The organism is Veillonella sp. VA137 (assembly GCF_003992015.1).
GTDB lineage: Bacteria > Bacillota > Negativicutes > Veillonellales > Veillonellaceae > F0422.
This window is the reverse complement of record NZ_RQVK01000030.1, coordinates 1-1396: the sequence shown is the minus strand read 5'-3', so window position 1 is coordinate 1396 and position 1396 is coordinate 1. Positions and strand designations below refer to the sequence as shown.

The window sequence follows — 1396 nt, the reverse complement described above, 5'->3', positions numbered from 1 at the left end:
TTTGGCTCTTTGTCAAATGTGGGGGCTACTCATATAATAAGTTCTTAGCACTAGCTATTCAAATAGCTAGTGCTATTCTTTTTGCTTAATAGAAGTATACGAACTCTGAAGCGTTCAAAATGACGTAACCCATAACTTATTCTCTTTAATACTTTAATATTATTATTACATCCTTCTGTAAACCCATTGGAATAGGGTAATACAAAGGCATTAACAATTTGAGGGAACCAATTATTAAAGGAAGTCTTAAAATTACTAAACTCCGGTAGATGACTGCTTTCTACTGCTTTTAACCATAATTGTATGTACCTTTCTATGTTAGGTATGCTGTATATCTTAAATATCTTTCTAAAGGCTAACCTAAGTCCATACGCACGTCGCAGATCGTCGGATATACGCAATATTTCTAGCAGCTTTACTCGCTCGCTTTCAGTTAATTTGTTAGGGTTCTTCATAAGAACCCTTCGGTTATATTTGAGAGTTCTAGAGTGTGCCACTAGCCTCTTTTGCTCACGCTTACGTACACGCTCGAGAGCCCAATCTACTAGGCGACACACATGGTAACGATCTGCCACAATATGTGCATGAGGGAACATAGTTTTCATCACTAGCTTAAATAGTGGAGACATATCCATAACAATGTATTTAACCTGATCTCTAGTTTCTTTAGAAAAGCCTTTAAAGTATTGGATAAGAGCACGTGTATCTCGTTTAGGTAAAATATCCACGACAGAATGATTTTTCAAATCGGTTATGATGACTTGGTACACGTGCCCCTCAGCATTCCCTTTATATTCGTCAATACCTAGTACAGTAGGTAATTGCACAGGCTTTGGAATAGCTAATTTAGAGCAATACCGAATGACTGTAGATACAGAGACATCACTGCGTTTAGCCATCTCGGTGTAGGATTCTTTTTCGCCGAGTTGTCTAAATAGATATTCCATATTAGTTTTACTAAGTCTCAAATAACGGCAAACGAAAGGGTTCTTTTCTATGAAAGTGTGATTACATTCCTTACATTTGTAACGTCTTTGTAAGTAGGTTGCAGTCACTGTATGATGCTGTATAGCGCCAAATTTAACTTCTCTAGGTCGTTTACCTTTAGACTTTCTAGTGCTCGCTCCACAATGAGGACATACTTGCTCAGCTACTGGCATTTCAAGTGTGAAGTGAACAGAACCGTCCTCATTTACTCTTGTATGTTTAATATATTTCTCTTTAATTTTAAAGATAATTTCTGTATAATTAACTGTAGACATATATGACTCACCCTTTCTTAATCGTGTGGTTACTTTTATGATATGGTATGAGTTTGTATATGTCTATTTTATTACAAAAAAAGAATGTTGGCGGCTACTCTTATATGAGTAGCCCCAACATTTAGTATAGAGCC

Annotated in this window: 1 protein-coding gene; it reads right to left on the bottom strand. The window is 36.4% G+C overall.

Annotation, left to right across the window (positions count from 1 at the left end; translation table 11 throughout):
• Positions 1–50: 50 nt before the first annotated feature.
• The gene (locus EO116_RS08355) at positions 51–1262 is read right to left on the bottom strand and encodes an ISL3 family transposase (protein WP_127161427.1); all 1212 of its coding nucleotides are present in this window, start codon (positions 1260–1262) and stop codon (positions 51–53) included.
• Between the last annotated feature and the right edge of the window lie 134 nt (positions 1263–1396).

Coding starts and splice junctions, on each gene's coding strand:
- EO116_RS08355 (WP_127161427.1), bottom strand. CDS start 1,262: ATGTCTACAGTTAATTATACAGAAATTATCTTTAAAATTAAAGAGAAA.